General features: G+C 63.0%; 16 protein-coding genes and 1 pseudogene. 8 read left to right on the forward strand and 9 right to left on the reverse strand.

The window, feature by feature from the left end; translation table 11 throughout:
• Window position 1: 1 nt before the first annotated feature.
• The 3 genes from P3T21_RS01990 to P3T21_RS02000 all read right to left on the reverse strand — a co-directional run bounded on the left by P3T21_RS01990 (window position 2) and on the right by P3T21_RS02000 (window position 3,314).
• Window positions 2–1,147 (reverse strand): alpha-hydroxy acid oxidase, encoded by a 1,146-nt coding sequence (locus tag P3T21_RS01990; RefSeq protein WP_429254247.1) that lies wholly within the window; start codon window positions 1,145–1,147, stop codon window positions 2–4.
• A 169-nt stretch (window positions 1,148–1,316) separates the two neighbouring features.
• Complete coding sequence (locus P3T21_RS01995; protein ID WP_429254248.1) at window positions 1,317–2,111, reverse strand: SDR family NAD(P)-dependent oxidoreductase; 795 nt, start codon at window positions 2,109–2,111, stop codon at window positions 1,317–1,319.
• A gap of 54 nt (window positions 2,112–2,165) precedes the next feature.
• On the reverse strand, window positions 2,166–3,314 hold the full coding sequence (locus P3T21_RS02000; protein WP_429254249.1) for an alkene reductase: 1,149 nt from the start codon (window positions 3,312–3,314) through the stop codon (window positions 2,166–2,168).
• Between the two features lie 108 nt (window positions 3,315–3,422).
• Here P3T21_RS02000 and P3T21_RS02005 point away from each other — a divergent pair, with 108 nt between their 5' ends.
• Window positions 3,423–4,364, forward strand: coding sequence for a LysR family transcriptional regulator (locus tag P3T21_RS02005; protein ID WP_429254250.1), 942 nt, complete (start codon window positions 3,423–3,425; stop codon window positions 4,362–4,364).
• 160 nt (window positions 4,365–4,524) lie between these two features.
• Here the strand turns inward: P3T21_RS02005 and P3T21_RS02010 are convergent, their stop codons facing one another.
• Window positions 4,525–5,763 (reverse strand): MFS transporter, encoded by a 1,239-nt coding sequence (locus P3T21_RS02010; RefSeq protein WP_429254251.1) that lies wholly within the window; start codon window positions 5,761–5,763, stop codon window positions 4,525–4,527.
• A 105-nt stretch (window positions 5,764–5,868) separates the two neighbouring features.
• On the opposite strand from P3T21_RS02010, the gene P3T21_RS02015 reads away from it, so the two are divergent.
• Window positions 5,869–6,849 (forward strand): bifunctional helix-turn-helix transcriptional regulator/GNAT family N-acetyltransferase, encoded by a 981-nt coding sequence (locus P3T21_RS02015; RefSeq protein WP_429254252.1) that lies wholly within the window; start codon window positions 5,869–5,871, stop codon window positions 6,847–6,849.
• A 112-nt stretch (window positions 6,850–6,961) separates the two neighbouring features.
• Here P3T21_RS02015 and P3T21_RS02020 read toward each other — a convergent pair whose 3' ends face one another.
• Together P3T21_RS02020 and P3T21_RS02025 are read right to left on the reverse strand one after the other, a co-directional pair.
• Entirely contained in the window at window positions 6,962–7,648 is a 687-nt protein-coding gene (locus tag P3T21_RS02020; RefSeq protein ID WP_429254253.1) for a glutaminyl-peptide cyclotransferase, read from the reverse strand.
• Window positions 7,649–7,661: 13 nt separating this feature from the next.
• Window positions 7,662–8,900, reverse strand: coding sequence for a helix-turn-helix domain-containing protein (locus tag P3T21_RS02025; RefSeq protein ID WP_429254254.1), 1,239 nt, complete (start codon window positions 8,898–8,900; stop codon window positions 7,662–7,664).
• A gap of 146 nt (window positions 8,901–9,046) precedes the next feature.
• On the opposite strand from P3T21_RS02025, the gene P3T21_RS02030 reads away from it, so the two are divergent.
• The 4 genes from P3T21_RS02030 to P3T21_RS02045 all read left to right on the forward strand — a co-directional run bounded on the left by P3T21_RS02030 (window position 9,047) and on the right by P3T21_RS02045 (window position 11,968).
• Complete coding sequence (locus P3T21_RS02030) at window positions 9,047–9,811, forward strand: DUF899 domain-containing protein (protein ID WP_429254511.1); 765 nt, start codon at window positions 9,047–9,049, stop codon at window positions 9,809–9,811.
• An 8-nt stretch (window positions 9,812–9,819) separates the two neighbouring features.
• Entirely contained in the window at window positions 9,820–10,644 is an 825-nt protein-coding gene (locus P3T21_RS02035) for a DUF2182 domain-containing protein (protein WP_429254512.1), read from the forward strand.
• A gap of 188 nt (window positions 10,645–10,832) precedes the next feature.
• The gene (locus P3T21_RS02040) at window positions 10,833–11,369 is read left to right on the forward strand and encodes a carboxymuconolactone decarboxylase family protein (protein ID WP_429254255.1); all 537 of its coding nucleotides are present in this window, start codon (window positions 10,833–10,835) and stop codon (window positions 11,367–11,369) included.
• Window positions 11,370–11,488: 119 nt separating this feature from the next.
• On the forward strand, window positions 11,489–11,968 hold the full coding sequence (locus tag P3T21_RS02045) for a DUF417 family protein (RefSeq protein ID WP_429254256.1): 480 nt from the start codon (window positions 11,489–11,491) through the stop codon (window positions 11,966–11,968).
• Window positions 11,969–12,043: 75 nt separating this feature from the next.
• Here the strand turns inward: P3T21_RS02045 and P3T21_RS02050 are convergent, their stop codons facing one another.
• Window positions 12,044–12,997: an AraC family transcriptional regulator gene (locus P3T21_RS02050; protein ID WP_429254257.1), complete on the reverse strand. Its 954-nt coding sequence runs from the start codon at window positions 12,995–12,997 to the stop codon at window positions 12,044–12,046.
• A gap of 113 nt (window positions 12,998–13,110) precedes the next feature.
• On the opposite strand from P3T21_RS02050, the gene P3T21_RS02055 reads away from it, so the two are divergent.
• Both P3T21_RS02055 and P3T21_RS02060 read left to right on the forward strand, forming a co-directional pair.
• Window positions 13,111–13,926, forward strand: coding sequence for a prolipoprotein diacylglyceryl transferase family protein (locus tag P3T21_RS02055; RefSeq protein ID WP_429254258.1), 816 nt, complete (start codon window positions 13,111–13,113; stop codon window positions 13,924–13,926).
• 86 nt (window positions 13,927–14,012) lie between these two features.
• Complete coding sequence (locus P3T21_RS02060) at window positions 14,013–15,200, forward strand: serine hydrolase (protein ID WP_429254259.1); 1,188 nt, start codon at window positions 14,013–14,015, stop codon at window positions 15,198–15,200.
• Between the two features lie 66 nt (window positions 15,201–15,266).
• Here the strand turns inward: P3T21_RS02060 and P3T21_RS02065 are convergent, their stop codons facing one another.
• Together P3T21_RS02065 and P3T21_RS02070 are read right to left on the reverse strand one after the other, a co-directional pair.
• Window positions 15,267–15,959 (reverse strand): NnrU family protein, encoded by a 693-nt coding sequence (locus P3T21_RS02065; RefSeq protein WP_429254260.1) that lies wholly within the window; start codon window positions 15,957–15,959, stop codon window positions 15,267–15,269.
• A 31-nt stretch (window positions 15,960–15,990) separates the two neighbouring features.
• A pseudogene (locus P3T21_RS02070) lies at window positions 15,991–16,080 on the reverse strand (DDE-type integrase/transposase/recombinase); the annotation flags it as partial.
• Between the last annotated feature and the right edge of the window lie 124 nt (window positions 16,081–16,204).

Consider the following 16,204-nt stretch of genomic DNA (forward strand, 5'->3'; position numbering starts at 1 on the left):
TTCAACGCGTCCCAGGCAGCAGGATCCGCTCGTTCACACGGCGGATGTCGGTGTGCCCGCAAAAGGCCATCGTGGTGTCCAGTTCCTTGTGGATGATCTGCAGGCACTGCGTAACACCGGCCTCGCCCATCGCACCCAGACCGTAGAGGAAGCTGCGGCCGATCAGCGTGCCTCTCGCGCCGAGCGCAACGGCTTTTAGCACGTCCTGTCCGCTGCGGATGCCGCCATCCATCCACACCTCGATGCGCGAGCCGACCTCACGTGCGATCTCAGGGAGCGCGGAGATCGACGACGGCGCACCATCGAGCTGGCGGCCGCCATGGTTGGAGACGATCAGCGCGTCGGCACCGCTGTCGGCGGCAAGGCGCGCGTCTTCGACATCCATGATCCCTTTCAGGATGAGCTTGCCGCCCCACAGCTTCTTGACCCATTCGACGTCTGCCCAGCTCAGCGCCGGATCGAACTGCTCGGCAGTCCATGAGCTCAGGGACGATAGATCGCCTACGCCCTTCGCATGGCCGACAATGTTGCCGAAGCTGCGCCGCGGGGTGCCGAGCATGCCGAGACACCAGCGTGGCCTGGTCGCCAGGTTCATGAGGTTCACGAGGGTTAGTTTGGGCGGCGCCGATAGCCCGTTCTTGATGTCCTTGTGACGTTGACCGAGGATCTGCAAGTCCAGCGTGAGCATCAGGGCGCTGCACCGGGCCGCCCGGGCGCGCTCAATCAACCGCACGATGAAATCGCGGTCGCGCATCATGTAGAGCTGGAACCAGAACGGCGTGCTGGTGTGTGCGGCAACATCCTCGATCGAGCAGATGCTCATCGTGGACAAGGTGAACGGGACGCCGAACTTCTCCGCGGCGCGCGCCGCGAGAATCTCGCCGTCGGCGTGTTGCATGCCGGTCAACCCGGTTGGTGCAAGCGCCACCGGCATGGCGACATCCTGCCCGACCATCTCCGTGCGCGTGCTGCGGCCCGCCATGTTGACCGCCACGCGCTGGCGCAACTTGATGCGCTGGAAGTCACTTTCATTGGCGCGATAGGTACTCTCGGTCCACGAGCCACTGTCGGCGTAGTCGTAGAACATGCGCGGCACACGCCGCTGCGCGAGCACACGCAAATCCTCGATGCAGGTGATGGCAGGCACGATCTCTCTCTCAGCGCGGGAACGGACGATGAGTATACGTGCTCGAAGCGGTCGCCCGTCATTATGGGAAACGCAAAGGCTTTTAACGCCGTTCGGTATGTTCTCAGACGCAAACGACTTGCCCGCGCGGCGATCGCGCCCGAGACGGGCCGGGCACAGTCAGATGCATTCAGCCGTGAAGCCCCATCTTGCCGCTGGCTATTGCCGCGATGCGAACGGTGAGCAATCGAGGAAGCAGTCGCGACAACCAGGTAGCGGCTCGCACGCTTGTCCGCCCCGGGTAGACGACGGCTTTCCTTCGATCGAAGGCCTGGAGTGTTTTCTGAACGACCGATTCCGGGCTATCCATGTCCTTGGGCGACACATTGGTCGACACCCCGTCAAAGAAGCGCGTTGCCGTCGGCCCTGGGCAAGCTGCCATCACGTGGACGCCCGTGCCGGCGAGCTCAAATTGCAGGGCCTCGCTGAAGAAGAGAACGAAAGCCTTGGTCGCAGCGTAGGTGGCCATATAAGGGAGTGGTTGAAAGCTCGCGTTGGAAGCGAGGTTGATGATGCCGCCGCTGCCACGTTTTGCCATAAGGCTGCCAAACAGGTGGCTAAGCGCGACAACCGCCTGAACGTTGACCTGGATCGCCGACTGTTCTTTCGCGAGATCGTGCGAGAGGAAGCTGCCGGTCAGACCAAGCCCAGCGTTATTGACCAGCAGGTCCACCTGAATGCCGCGGCGCTCGAGTTCCTCACTGATCTGCATGGCTGCATCCGGATTGCCCAGGTCGGCGTTGAGCGCGACGGATTGCACAGCGTACCTGGCGGTTAGATCTTCCGCCAGGGCTTGCAAAGCGTCGCCGGACCGGGCGACTAGCACGAGGTTCATGCCGCGTGCCGCAAGCGTCTCTGCAAAGACTTTTCCAAGCCCTTTCGATGCTCCGGTAATCAGAGCGGTCGAGCCGCGATAAACAAACATTTGCTGCTCCTTGCTGCGAGGTGAACCGGCATGAGTGCTGCGGACAACCGGGGTTCAGGAAAGGCTGACTGCGTCACGGGCCTGATTGGATAACGCTGCTTGCGGCGAAGGCGGATAGTCGGTGTAACCACGCTCACCCCCGCCGAACAGCGTGCTGCCGTCGAAGCTGGTCATCGGCAGACCATCGGCGAGCCGGCGCGGGAAGTCCGGGTTGGCGACGAATGGCCGGCCGAAGGCGACCAGGTCGGCGTAGCCGCTGGACAGAACCCACTCGGCGCGCGCCTTGTCGTAGTTGCCGGCGACGATGATGGGCCGCGTGAACCGGGCGCGGATGGCCTGGCGGAATGCTTCGGTAAATTGCGGCGCATCGTCCCAGTCCGCTTCGACCAGATGCAGATAGCCAATGCCGCGCGCCTGCAGAAACTCAGCAGCTTCGAGGGTGGTCGGCAGGATGTCAGGGCACGCCATGCCACGCGCAGTCAGAAACGGCGCGAGGCGAATGGCGGTGCGCTCCGCGCCCACTTCGTCCGCCACGGCGTTGATGACTTCCTTGAGAAAACGCAGTCGGTTTTCACGTGAGCCACCGTATTCGTCAGTGCGCACGTTGGACGTCGTACGCAGGAACTGGTCAATGAGGTAGCCATTGGCGCCGTGGATCTCGACGCCGTCAAAGCCCGCATCGATTGCATTGCGAGCGGCCTGGCGGAAATCCGCCACCACGCCCTTGATCTCGTCGCGCGTGAGTGCGCGCGGAGTCGGGGAGGCGACCATGGCGCCGACGCCGGTGGCGGGGTCGACCTTCCAGATCTGGCCGTCGAAGGGAACGGCGGAGGGCGCCACCGGCAACTCGCCGTTGTGAAAATCCGGGTGGGACATGCGGCCCACGTGCCAGAGCTGCAGGAAGATCCGGCCGCCTGCCGAGTGGACCGCGTCGGTCACGAGCCGCCATCCGGCGACCTGCTCGGGGCTGTAGATGCCCGGCGTGAAGGAATAGCCCTTGCCCTGTGGCGAGATCTGGGTCGCCTCGGTCACGATCAGGGCGGCCGAAGCACGCTGCGCATAGTAGCGGGCGTTTATCGCGTTGGGCGCGTCGCCGGGCTGGGTGCTGCGCGAACGCGTCATGGGTGCCATGACGACACGGTGAGCGAGCGGGTGGCCGGCGACGGCGATGGGCGTGAAAAGCGGCGACGCGGTAATCGACATGATGCTGATCTCCGGACTTCGTTGAGGATGTGGCACATTGTGCGGAGCCCGGTGCCGTTTGATAATTGGGATACCATTTGAATCATTTTCAAAAAAAACGGAAATATCGTGGACAACCTCGGCGACATCCGGCTTTTTGTTGAAGCGGCAAACCTGGGTGGGCTGTCGGCAGCGGGGCGCAAGCTCGGGCTCTCTCCCGCAGCCGCGAGCGCACGTCTTGTCAAACTTGAGGCGACCCTGCACACGCGGCTTTTCGAGCGCACGACGCGCCAGTTGCGGCTGACGGAGGAGGGCAGGATGTATCTGCTCCATTGTCAGCAGGCGCTTCAGTCCCTTGACGATGCTCATGCGGCGCTACAGGCGGGTCGCAGCATCGTTCGCGGAAAGATCCGGATCTCGGCGACATCGGACTTCGGCCGTCACGTTCTCAAGGGCTGGCTCGATGAGTTCAACGTGCAGTATCCGGAGGTCAGTTTCGCGATGGTGTTATCGGATTCGTTGCTGAATCTGTTGCACGAGGACATTGACCTTGCCATCCGGTTTGGCGTGCCGCCGGACAGTTCGTTTGTCGCGCGGCGCCTCGCGCCCAATCGACGCGTGCTGTGCGCGTCGCCTGAGTATGTCGCGACGCATGGGGCGCCCGAACGTCCCCAGGATCTGGAGCGTTTCGATTGCATCGTCCTGGGGTCGGCATCCGGGCTTGCAAACGAATGGCGGTTCGCGCGCGGCGCCGAGGTCGAGACTTATACCGTGCCCCTGACAGATTCTCGAGAGACCAACGACGGTGCGCTCGCTCGCGAGTGGGCGGTGGCAGGTCACGGCATCGCGATGAAATCGATATGGGACATCGGATCTGATCTGCGCTCGGGGAAATTGACGATCCTGATGCCGGAGTGGCGGTCTCCGGATGTCCCCGTGCATGCGTTGTATCAGCGTAGCCGGTACATGGCGCCGCGCGTCCGGGCGCTTCTCGACTTCCTGGTAGAGCGCTTTTCTACGGCAGCCGGCGACCTCGATGCCTGGTTGAACGTCGGCACTGCGGCAGGCTGAAAAATGCGACGATCAACGTTTCGTAAAACGAACGAAACGGGCCGTCGCCGATGACCGGCCGCTACCGTCGCGAAGAACGCGCGGCGCGCGAGCGCGCTTTCAGCATGTTGCGTTTTGTCGGACTGGAGAGCGAGCCACTAGAGGGCATGTATTGAAGGCGTCACGGTTGGCGCTTTCGCGGCGCGTAATCGGCGCGTAGCTGGCCCGCAGTGTCCGGCGTCCGCCTGGACAACAGCAATGCGATTGTCAGGAAGCAGAAGCCCGCGCCTGCATGGAACGTGACGGCTGCGCCAAAGTGATCCCACAAGGTGCCGGCTATCACGCTGGACACGAGCGTGACGACGCCGCTCAGCAGGTTGAAGAAGCCAAACGCGGTGCCGCGCAGTTGTGCGGGCGCGGTCTGAGCGACCATCGTGGCCAGCAATCCCTGTGTCATTCCCATGTGCAGGCCCCACAGCGCGACACCCACGAGCACCACGCTCCAGTGCGTACCATGCGCAAGCACCATATCTGATGCAATCAAAATAACGAGGCCCGCGACCAGCAGGCGGGCGTGGCTCATCGTGTCGGCGAGTTTCCCGAACGGATAGGCCGACAACGCATACGCGACGTTCATCGCGACCATCACGAGCGGAACCAGCGCAATCGGTACTCCGCTTCCCATGGCTCGCAACACGAGGAAGGCTTCGCTAAACCGGGCCAGTGCAAACACGCCACCCACGACGACGACCCACCAATAATTTTTGCCGAGCCGCTTCACGTTGTCCCAGCGGATCGGATTGACCCGCTTTATGCCTGGCTCCCGCGCCGGCTCTTCGATACCAAAGGTTAACAGGGCGACGGCGAGCATCCCGGGAATAACCGCGAGCCAGAACGCGAGCCGAAAGTTATCCGCCCACATCAGCATGATGACAACGGCCAGCAGCGGTCCGAGGAATGCGCCGATCGTGTCGAGCGACTGGCGAAGTCCGAATGCCGCACCTCGCAGATGCGGCGGCGTGACATCGGCCACGAGCGCGTCCCGCGGCGCCCCTCTGATGCCTTTGCCCACGCGGTCTATGACGCGCGCCGTCACCACGACACCAATGGTTGGCGCCACCGCAAATAACGGTTTGCTTAGCGCACCCAGCGCATACCCCGCGACGGCGAGCCACTTGCGGTTTCCCAGGTAATCGCTGAGGGTGCCGGAGAACACCTTGACGACGGGGGCCGTCGCCTCAGCGATGCCCTCGATGAGGCCTATTGTGGTTGCACTGGCACCAAGGCTTGCCATGAGGAACATGGGCAACAGGCTATGGATGATTTCAGATGAAACATCCATGAGCAGGCTGACGCAGCCAAGCACCCAGACACTGCGTGGCATTTGTCGCAGAACACTCGCTCGAGGCCCGGTTTGCATTGTCTTCATCCGTAAGGGAATGCGTGTCTATTGAGGGAATCGCACGGTATTCGAATCCCGACTATCGTAACGTCTCACCCAAAGCGCAACTTGTGTGAGGCAGTCATGGATCTCATCGATCTTCCAGCGAAGACCCGCGAAGCTACCATCATGGAGCTCCGTGACTTCTCCCGAAGGCTGGTTCGCGAACTCGGTTTCATGCGAACGACCCTGGCCGATAGCGATCTTGCGCCGTCGGCTGTTCACGCGATCATTGAAATCGGGGCGGCGCCGGGGATCAGTGCAAAGGACTTAGGCAACATCCTGCGACTGGATAAATCGAACACGAGCAGGCAGGTCGCCAGACTGGAGGCGAGCGGGCTTGTAGAGCGCAGGGCCGCAAAAGAAGATGCGCGCTCGTCTGATCTGTATTTGACGGACGCCGGGCAGAAACTTCGAAAAAAAATCGATCGTTTCGCGACGGATCAGGTGTCCAACGCGCTTCGACGCATGGTTCCTGCCGACCAGCAAGCGCTGGTCCGGTCTCTCGCGCTGTACGCCGACGCGCTTGCGCAGGACAACTCCACTAAAGCACCCCCAGAAGGGGGTACGGCCACGCGAATTCTGGAGGGTTACCAGCCCGGATGCGTTGGCGATATCGCGAGCTTGCACGCCCGGTTCTACTCGGCGCATTGGGGCTTTGGCGCATTCTTTGAGAAGAAGGTGGCAACCGAGCTTGGCGGGTTCGCCGACGCGTTGCCGGCTCCTGGCAAGGCGCTGTGGCTCTACACCGAAAATGGCCGGTCTCTCGCCTCTCTGGCCATCGACGGGGATGATGAAGCGGGCGTCGCCCATTTGCGATGGTTTATCGTGGACGATTCCCTGCGTGGTTCAGGTGTCGGACGGCAACTGATGTCGCAAGCAATGAGATTTGTCGACGAGCGTTTTAGCGAGACCTACCTCTGGACGTTCAAAGGTCTGGACGCAGCACGCCATCTGTACGAGTCATCTGGCTTTCGATTGACCGATGAACTAGAGGGGACACAGTGGGGAACCAGGGTCATCGAGCAACGGTTCAGTCGTCGTTCTGCCGGAACCCCGCGGTGATCTGCATTCACGCCAGCGCGAGCGGCTAGCAACCCTGCGCGAGCGGCTGGCCACCTTGCGCCCGGCCAGCGCCACCGTTCACATGTCGACGTCCACGCGAGCGCTGCTTCGATTACCCGCTCGTGGAGTCGACGGGGATTCCGGCGCCGCTGTCGGCCGCAGAGTCTCGCCTGGGTCGGCGGACGGTTCTTAACTTCCCGCTGCCTCCGCCTCCGCAGAAGAACTGATCGCCGCCATCGGACTCGAGCCCCGACACGCCCACTCCAGGCGGCATCTCGAGGCTCTCCAGGACCTCTCCTGTTTGAGCGTCGACTCGCCTCAACTCGCTCGCGTCATCTTCCCAGGTGCCGTGCCAGAGTTCTCCGTCGACCCACGTGACCCCGGTGACGAAGCGGTTGGACTCGATGGTGCGAAGAATCGCGCCTGTCTGGGGATCGATTTGATGGATCTTCCGGTCCCGATATTGCCCCACCCAGAGCGTCCCTTCAGCCCAGGTGAGCCCCGAATCACCGCCGCCGCCGGGAGCCGGGATCGTGGCGAGCACACGGCCGGTTTTCGGATCGATCTTCTGGATGCGGCCCGCGGCGATCTGAAACAGGTGCTGGCCGTCGAAGGCCGTTCCTGCGTCCGCGACGACATCGATCGAGCGCAGCGTCTTTCCGCTCGCCGGATCGAGGGCATTCAGCTTGTCTCCGGAAGCAAACCAGACTTGCTGACCGTCATACGTGACGCCATCCACGTGGTCGACACCCGGAAAGGGTCCATATTCACCGACGATTTCGGCTGCTGATCGATTCATGCTTCCTTCCTGGTTATCCGATAGTGGAATCCTGGTCCCCCAATAGCGGAACGGGGAGTAACAAGGTCGTCGCGAATCCCGGCACGGGTGGCGTCATCCAGCGACGAGCCCGCCCGCGACCAGACGGCTGCACCTTGCCTGTTGCCGCCAGTGAATCGAGTGCCCGCTGCACGGTGCGCTGGCTTGCTCCGAGCACAAGCGCGAGGCCCGAGCTCGACCACGACTCACCGTCGGCCAGGAAGGCGAGCACGGCGGCATGTTTCTCTTCGACGGGCCGCGCCAGCACGACGACCTCCCGTGCGCCGCGCGGCACCAGCGCAAACCCTCGCTTTGTCGCGCTCACGTCGGCCAGCGTTCCAAGCACGGCACGAAGCCGTCCGATTTCGACCCGCAGGCGCGCGCGATGCGACTCATCGGCGAGCTTTGCCCGGAATGCCAGCGCGACGAGCGTGTCCCTCGGCACGTCTGCCGGCCACGCTTCGCCCAGTGCGCGAGCGAGCGCGAACAACACAGGACGTGTTGCGAGCGGGACCACCGTGCGTGCGTCGCGCACGACGTGACGGCACGCGTCCACGACGAGCGCCTTCGAAGCCAGTAACGTTTCAACCTCATCGAGCAGCAGGAACCGCTCTTCGCCGCGCGCAATCAGGCGCGCAGCGGGCGTGTTCAGCACGAGCGATGCGCTTTCGACCTCCGCCATCAGCGCCGGAATACCGGCATGGCGCGCGGCGCGCTCCGCCCGGGCGAGCGCAGCGCGCGCCGTCTTCGTCTGGATGCGTCGCATCGCGATCCCCGCGACGATCAACTCGTGGGCGGCCCTCGACGCAGGCGGGAAAGGCGCGGGGTCGAGCCCGGCGAGCGCACGCCCGGCCTCGTCGAGGCGTCCGATCAGGAAGAGGCGCCGGATCTGGAGATACCGCGCATGGGCGGCGTTCGACCGGTCGCCGTGCGCTTCGAGCGTCGCGCGCGCGGCGTCGAGCGCCTTCGCAGGCCAGCCCAGGTCGCGCGAGGCGAGCGCGATCTCGGCCTCGGCGACGACACACCTCGCGCGGGCCACGGCCTCTTTTGGACCGAAGGCGCGCGCCGCACTTCGCACGAGCGCCTTCGCTCGAACGAAATCGCCGAGCTGCGCCATCGCGATGCCTCGAAGCGCGAGCGCAGCCGCGTCGTCGCGCAAGGCGACCCGGTTCAGTGCGCCGAGTGGGTCCCCCGCCGCAAGCGCACGCGCTGCGGCCGTGACTAGCGAGTCCATGGTCTGGTCGAATCCCGCCACACTTGTCACTCCCACCGTCCGATGTCCGGTACTAATCTAGCACGACCACCAACCGGTACGTCCGACCTGCACGTCGTACCGGAAACTGACCGGACGACGAAGGACACCTAACGGAGGGAAGCATGATGACGACACACACCACCGGAACACGTGAAGAGTGGCTGGCCGCGCGGCTCGAGCTGCTCAAGGCGGAGAAGGACCTGACCCGTCGCAGCGACGCGCTGGCGCAGCAGCGGCAGGCGTTGCCCTGGGTTCGGATCGACAAGGCATACCGATTCGAGACCGATGAAGGAAGCGCCTCGCTGGCAGACCTCTTCCAGGGGCGCTCGCAGCTCCTCGTCTACCACTTCATGTTCGGGCCCGACTACACGGCGGGGTGCCCGTCCTGCTCGTCGATCGCGGACGGGTTCGACGGCTTCGTCGTCCACCTGGCGAACCACGACGTCACGCTCTCAGCGGTATCGCGGGCGCCGCTTGCGAAGCTGCAGACGTACAGGCAGCGGATGGGGTGGACGTTTCCCTGGGCGTCCTCGCACGGCACCGACTTCAACTTCGACTTCAACATCTCGTTCACCGAGGAGCAACAGCGCGAGGGGAGCGTCGAATACAACTATCAGCGCGGCCGCCACGCCATGGACGCGACACCGGCCCCGGAGCCCGTGGCCCAGTTCGCGGCCACCTGCGGAACCGACGCGTCCACGTACACGCGCGACCGGCCGGGCATGAGCGCGTTGGTCCTCGAGGACGGCGTTGTGTACCACACCTATTCCACCTATGCGCGCGGAGTGGACGGCATCTGGGGCATGTACCAGTGGCTCGATCGCGCTCCCAGGGGGCGCAACGAGACGGGCATCTGGTGGCGCCGTCACGACGAGTACAACCCGCGCTGAGCCGGGTCGTGGGTGTGGTGGGCGCAACCGGCAGACGGGCGATCTCACGAAGCAAGGTCTCTGAGCGAGCCCTTTTCAGCGTCTCGGCGCTGCTCTTCGTCGCCAGCGCGGCGGTGACAATCGTCTGGTGCACGTCCATGTCGGCGATGGGCGAGATGCCGATGCCCGGCGGCTGGACGATGTCGATGGCGTGGATGCGGATGTGCGGACAGACGTGGCCCGGCGTCGCGGCATCGTTCCTCGGCATGTGGGTCGTGATGATGGTAGCGATGATGCTGCCATCTCTCGTGCCCATGTTGAGGCGCTACCGCCAGGCCGTCGGCAGGACAGGCGAGACGCGCCTCGCCCGGCTGACCGTGCTGGTGGGCGTGGGGTACTTCTTCGTGTGGACCGCGTTCGGAATGGCCGCCTTTCCGCTGGGTGTCGGGCTGACGGCGGTCGAGATGCAACTGCCGGCGCTGGCGCGTGCCGTTCCGTTCGCGGTCGGTGTGGTCGTCCTGGTCGCAGGCGCACTCCAGTTCACCGCGTGGAAGGCACATCACCTTGCCTGCTGCCGGGTGGCGCCGGGGCGCGGCCGTACATTGCCGGCGGACGCCGGCACGGCCTGGCGACACGGCCTGCGCCTCGGCCTCCACTGCAGCTACTGCTGTGCCGGACTGACCGCGATCCTCCTCGTCATCGGGATCATGGACCTGCGCGCGATGGCTGTCGTGACGGCAGCCATCACCGTCGAACGTCTCGCACCGGCCGGTGAGCGCGTCGCGCGAGCCACCGGAGCCGTGATCGTCGCGGCAGGGTTGTTGCTGATCGCGAGAGCAGCCGGGCTCGGTTGAGGCGTGCCGGGCTGAGACCTGTGTTTCTCGACATCACCTTGTCCGCGGCGGTTGCGCGGGTGGCTGGGAAAGCATCGCGGCCCCGAAATGATACGAATGAGCATTTTATCGAGCATTTAAAGACTTATAAGGATCATTCCTTCGGCTTAAAGTGAAGACTCCTACCCACCTGATGAAGGAGTAACACCATGAGCCGCATCACCGTACCTGCAGTTGAGTCCGCCACTGGCGCGACCGCCGAAGTCTATGCCCAGGTCAAGAAGGCCGCAGGCAGCATCCCGAACCTGTTCGTTGCGCTGGGGGCGCTGGCACCCGAAGCGCTCAAGGCGGTGCTGAATGCCGAAGGCGTGCTGGCTGCCGGCACGCTGAGCAAGCAGGAAGTGGAAACGATCAAAGTGCTCGTCAGTGAACTCACCGGATGCGACTACTGCGTGGCAGCACATACGATGCTGGGCAAGATGACGGGCCTGTCGCTGGAGACGCTCAAGCTGATCCGTGCGGGCCAGCCTACCGGGGACGCGAGGCGCGACGCACTGGTGCGCTTTGTGCAGAACCTGCAGCAAACCAGCGGCACGATCCGCGCAGACGAGTTCGCGGCGATCAAGGCGGCCGGCTTCACCGACGCACAACTCGCGGAGATCACGTTGGCCATCGCGTTGACCGTATTCACAAACACCTTCAACCGCATCAACGACACCGACGTGGACTTCCCGCCGGTCAAGTAAGGCGCAACGGAGCAGGCGTTCCTTGGTTGCGCCTGCTCCTCTCTAACCGAAGAGCGGGATGTGTCACGCGCCGCCTCGACGAATACATCGCAATTTCTACAGACACAGGCTGAAAGATCATGAACATTCGTTTCCGGGTGGCTGAAAAGAGCAGCGGGTCTTATCTGCATCTGGCATTTTTGAGGTGGTCCATGGTGGCCATCTTCATCTGGTTCGGGATACAGAAATTCACGCCCTATGCGGCCGACGCCATCGCGCCGCTGATCTCGCACAGCCCGTTTATGAGCTGGTTGGGCGTGTTCGGCGTGAGAGGTGAAGCCCGGGTTGTGGGGACGATCGAACTGACGACAGCGGCAGCTCTAATCGTCGGATCGGTGATTCCGGCGTTGTCCGCTTTAGGCGCTGCGATGGCGAGCGCCACCTTCCTCCTGACGACGTCCTTTGTTCTCAGCACGCCGGGTATTACTCAAATAAGCCCGACCGGTTTCCCGATCATCTCGACGCTGCTGGAGCAGTTCCTGTTGAAGGACATCGCCCTGCTGGCCGCATGCCTGACGCTGCTTCTCGCCTCGTTGTCGCCGCGTGCCACGGCTTCGTGAGGGGCTCGCAACCAGCTGCCTCAGGGCGAGGCGACCGGCCTCGTCCCGCGCATCGGACAGTGCCGAAGTTTCTTCTCATTCCGGTACACGCGCCGAGCGGCGCCAATCCCCCGGTGTCATGCCCATGCGTTGCGTGAAGGCACGCCTGAAGGCTGCCAGGGATTGATAGCCCACGACTTCGGCCACGGTTTCGGTGGAAGTCGACGGCTTCTTCAATTCGTTGGCCGCCAGGGTCATGCGGATATCGGTCAGCAAATCATTGGCCGAACGCCCCACCTTGTCCTGAAACTGACGAACCAGGGTTGCACGCGACATATTGCAAAGCCGCGCCAGGTCGGGGAGGGTCCACGGATGCGCAGGCTCATTGAACATGGCCGTCAGCGCGGGCGCAAGGCGTGGATTGGCGGCGAGGGCCAACAGGCCGAAAGGCACTGCATTCGACTCGCTGGCCGTGCGCAATGTCAGCGCGAAAAGCGCCGCTGAAAGGGCGTTGAGCATCGCATGGCCGCCCAGGTTAAACGTCGTCGATTCTGCGCGAATCAAACCGACCAGGGTAGCCAACTGGACAGCAGTCGCGTTCTGCTTTGCTGTATCGTCTTGCGCAGATGTTCGCACCACGAGCGTGGCGGGGAAATAGTCGCGCATCAAGCGATCGTGCGGGGGCGTGAGGACGAAGCGTCCGCAGAGCATGTCGAGGTGTTCGCCGGTTCCAGCGTTTTCACTGACTTCCACGTTCAGGCTTTCGCGCGTGCTGGCCGGCGAAGGCGCTGCGCCGCTACCGTCGTGAAGCACGTGCTCCGAGCCGTGAGACAGCAGCACGATGTCACCCGCCACCAGGCGTAGTGGCGCACTGCCGTCTGGAATCTCCAGTACGGCTGACCCGCCAAGCACGACGTGATAGGGCATCTCGCCGGGATTGGCGCGCTCGTAAGCAATACGCCACGGCGCGCCGTAGGAGCAGCGGATTTCAAGCTGGCCTCTGACGGGCATCATGACAAGCAGGCGGCTAAGCCAATCCAGACGAGGCATGGCGTTCCTTGAGATGAGACGAATGAGCATTTTATTGAGTCGGGAAGGACTAATCAAGCTCACACGAGCGGCTTAAAGTGAAAGCTCCCGACCCAGCCGAAGGATTCCACTGCATGAACATCGGACCTGCTTCTTTCCCAATTGGCCTGGTTATTTTCTTTTTAAGTATTGCGGCCGCCGTTTTTGCAGGCTGGCTTGTCGACAGGCGTTGCAAGGATATCGAGCCGGCTATTTTTACCAGCACGATCATCGGATTGATCGCTGCACGCATATCGTTTGTTCTGCACTATCTGCCCAGCTACAACGGTAGTTTCCTGAAGATGGTCGATTTTCGCGACGCCGGTTTCGATACATTCTCCGGGGTCGCGGCAGGCATCGCGGTCATCGCGTTCATCTTCATGCGGCGCAGGAGTATTCGACGGCCGTTGCTTGTCGCCACTGTCGTGGGACTGGCGACGTGGGGGGCGACGAGCACGGCGACCACTCGTTTAAGCCATTCCGCCGCGGTGCCCACTGCGTCACTTGTCAACGAAGCGGGAACCACGCAGGCGCTTGCTCCGCGTGACGGAAAACCGCTCGTCATCAATCTCTGGGCAACGTGGTGCGCTCCTTGCCAGGCCGAGATGCCGGTCCTTGCGAGCGCCCAGGCAAGATACCCGGGATTGGATCTTGTCTTTGTCAATCAGGGGGAGCGGCGCGATACCGTGGATGCATTCATGGAGGCGCTGAATCTGCACATCGCCAATTCGCTGTTCGACCCCGAACTCAGCGTTGCCAAGGCTACGGATACGACCGCATACCCCACCACGCTCTTTTACGATGCGTCGGGGCGACTGTTAGAGCGTCATCTCGGCCGGTTTTCGCAAGCGACGTTTGAGGCGACCATCAGCCATTTGTATCCCGCCTCCGGTTTGCGTCCCGGTCAATGAGATTTCCCGAATGGCGGAAGTCGCGTACGCGGATTCCGCCCCGGATCACGTGCCACAAATCAATGAGTCTCACTGATCGAAGAACGATGAAGAACGATCCGTTTTCCCCGCCAGAGGCAATGCGCGCAATCGCACTTTGCGTCACGCCGTGCGTCTTGCTGTCGATGGTCATCGCAGTTGCGCTTGCAACCGTACCGCTTGACTCCACTGCAGAGCCGGTCGCCGACAGGAATCCTGACGTTGCCGCGATGCACGCTAGATTGGCGGAGGCTCAGAAAGTGTCCGGCACGGCGAACACAGTCAAGGACACAATTGCGATCCGCACATACGGAGCCGGAACCTCAGTGGTTACCGCGAGCGAGCCTGGCGGAAGACTCGGGTACGTGCGCGCGTCGAAGAACGGTCGACGTGCGCATTCGGAATCGATCGACGATGTCGCCTTTGAACCGCGCACATCGCTGAGCAGCCGTCCGTTCACCGTGCGAGAAGGGCAACAGGCGCCTGCGCTGCGCTCGACCATCGCCTACGTGGTTGACCAGACTACCGGGGAGCCGTTAGTCGACAAGAACTCCCAGGCCGTCGTACCGATCGCGTCGATCACGAAGCTGATGACGGCGATGGTCGTGCTCGATTCGAAGGCGCCGCTGTCCGAGCCGCTCGAGGTTTCCGACGAGGATCGCGACTTCGAGAAGCACTCCGGCTCGCGTCTGTCGATTGGCTCGATGCAGTCGCGTGAAGACATGTTGCACATCGCGTTAATGGCGTCGGAGAACCGCGCCGCAGCGGCGCTGTCCCGCTACTATCCGGGGGGGCGACCGGCCTTTATCGCAGCGATGAACCAGAAAGCCAGGTCGCTCGGCATGATGGACACGCATTTCGAAAACCCGGCCGGCCTGTCGAAGCTCAACGTATCGAGCGCACGCGATCTGGTGAAGATGGTCGAGGCTGCTTATCAATACCGGTTGATCCGCGAATTTTCGACGGATCCTGGTTATCAGGTGAATACCGGCAAAGGCGTTCTCAGTTACCACAACACCAATATGCTGATCCACGACCGCGGTTGGGACATCGGCTTGCAGAAGACGGGGTTCATCAACGAATCGGGAATCTGTCTGGTGATGCAGACGACGATCCGGGGACGTCCCGTCGTCATGGTGCTGCTGGATTCCGTCGGCCGGCATTCCGATTTCGCGGATGCGGGCCGGCTACGCGCCATGCTGACGGACGGCGAATCGCACCTCAGTGAGGCCGGCACGGCGCGTAGCAGAAGCTGACGTTGTCCGTAAGTCAACTGGCCGGCGGCCCGCTACCGCTCCATGGCGTGACAGCCCGGGCTGCTGCTACAGCCAGCGCCAGATGCCCGCGGCCCAACCGGTGAGTGGGAGATGGGCCCAGGTTGCGGCGAGCCAGACGATAAGGCCGCCCAAAAGCGCGTGCAAGCCGAACCCGCCCAGCCGCGCACGGCCAGTTGTGATCGCCGCGAACGGCAGGTAGCTCGTCTTCGACTCCCATGCGGGCCAGAGATCGGGCTGGAGTCGCTCCTTCTTCCGGTCCTGCAATGCGGCGCCGACAAGCGCGAGGACGACGATAGCCGCTGCGACGATGACGTTCTTCGCCACCGGGAACACGGCGACGTGGCACAGCCCCCAAAGTGCGAACGACCACATCATCGGGTGGCGCGTCACCGCGTACACGCCGCGCGCCGCCTCAGGGAACGAGCTGGGCCGACCGCCGGTGGGAAGCGCCGGGTTGCGGATCAAGGAACCCATCAGGAGGATCGACGCGATCAGCATGACCGCAGTCACAACCGCCCAGACGCCGTTTCCTACCGGCCATAGTGGTGCCGAAGGGGGCGCCTTTCGGTAAGCCAGGATCAGCCAGCCGAGCGTCAAGATCGCAACCAGCGAATAGACACCCTGGAACGCCGCTTCGCCAATTGCACGGACCAAACGCCCGCGCAGCGGATGGGACAAGAGAAAGTGGCTGCCCACGAAGGCGACTGCCGCCGCCGCAACTGCGTTGGTGCTTCCCATTGGCCCGGCTCCTCAAGTCATATCGTCGGCTGACCGTATCGCCCTCATTGTCGACAGCGCGGTACAGGAATGTCCACTGGCCCTTGACCTTGATACAGGTCTCGCCCATCCGCCACGCTTGCACGCCGGGGGTTTGTTCTTGCCAAGCGCCTTTTCAAACAGCGGCACGAGCTTGATCACCAGCGATGCACGCTCGAATGATCGGTTTAGAGCAGATCTTATCCCAACGCATTACCGCAACAAAA

Source organism: Paraburkholderia sp. GAS334 (assembly GCF_050436625.1).
Classification (GTDB): Bacteria; Pseudomonadota; Gammaproteobacteria; order Burkholderiales; family Burkholderiaceae; genus Paraburkholderia.

Bases quoted from the DNA above. Each gene is read 5' to 3' on its own strand.
- P3T21_RS02010 (WP_429254251.1), bottom strand. From the start codon at position 5,763: ATGCAAACCGGGCCTCGAGCGAGTGTTCTGCGACAAATGCCACGCAGT.
- P3T21_RS02030 (WP_429254511.1), top strand. From the start codon at position 9,047: ATGACGACACACACCACCGGAACACGTGAAGAGTGGCTGGCCGCGCGG.
- P3T21_RS02020 (WP_429254253.1), bottom strand. From the start codon at position 7,648: ATGAATCGATCAGCAGCCGAAATCGTCGGTGAATATGGACCCTTTCCG.
- P3T21_RS02055 (WP_429254258.1), top strand. From the start codon at position 13,111: ATGAACATCGGACCTGCTTCTTTCCCAATTGGCCTGGTTATTTTCTTT.
- P3T21_RS02050 (WP_429254257.1), bottom strand. From the start codon at position 12,997: ATGCCTCGTCTGGATTGGCTTAGCCGCCTGCTTGTCATGATGCCCGTC.
- P3T21_RS01995 (WP_429254248.1), bottom strand. From the start codon at position 2,111: ATGTTTGTTTATCGCGGCTCGACCGCTCTGATTACCGGAGCATCGAAA.
- P3T21_RS02015 (WP_429254252.1), top strand. From the start codon at position 5,869: ATGGATCTCATCGATCTTCCAGCGAAGACCCGCGAAGCTACCATCATG.
- P3T21_RS02045 (WP_429254256.1), top strand. From the start codon at position 11,489: ATGAACATTCGTTTCCGGGTGGCTGAAAAGAGCAGCGGGTCTTATCTG.
- P3T21_RS02040 (WP_429254255.1), top strand. From the start codon at position 10,833: ATGAGCCGCATCACCGTACCTGCAGTTGAGTCCGCCACTGGCGCGACC.
- P3T21_RS02065 (WP_429254260.1), bottom strand. From the start codon at position 15,959: ATGGGAAGCACCAACGCAGTTGCGGCGGCGGCAGTCGCCTTCGTGGGC.
- P3T21_RS02060 (WP_429254259.1), top strand. From the start codon at position 14,013: ATGAAGAACGATCCGTTTTCCCCGCCAGAGGCAATGCGCGCAATCGCA.
- P3T21_RS02000 (WP_429254249.1), bottom strand. From the start codon at position 3,314: ATGTCGATTACCGCGTCGCCGCTTTTCACGCCCATCGCCGTCGCCGGC.
- P3T21_RS02025 (WP_429254254.1), bottom strand. From the start codon at position 8,900: ATGGACTCGCTAGTCACGGCCGCAGCGCGTGCGCTTGCGGCGGGGGAC.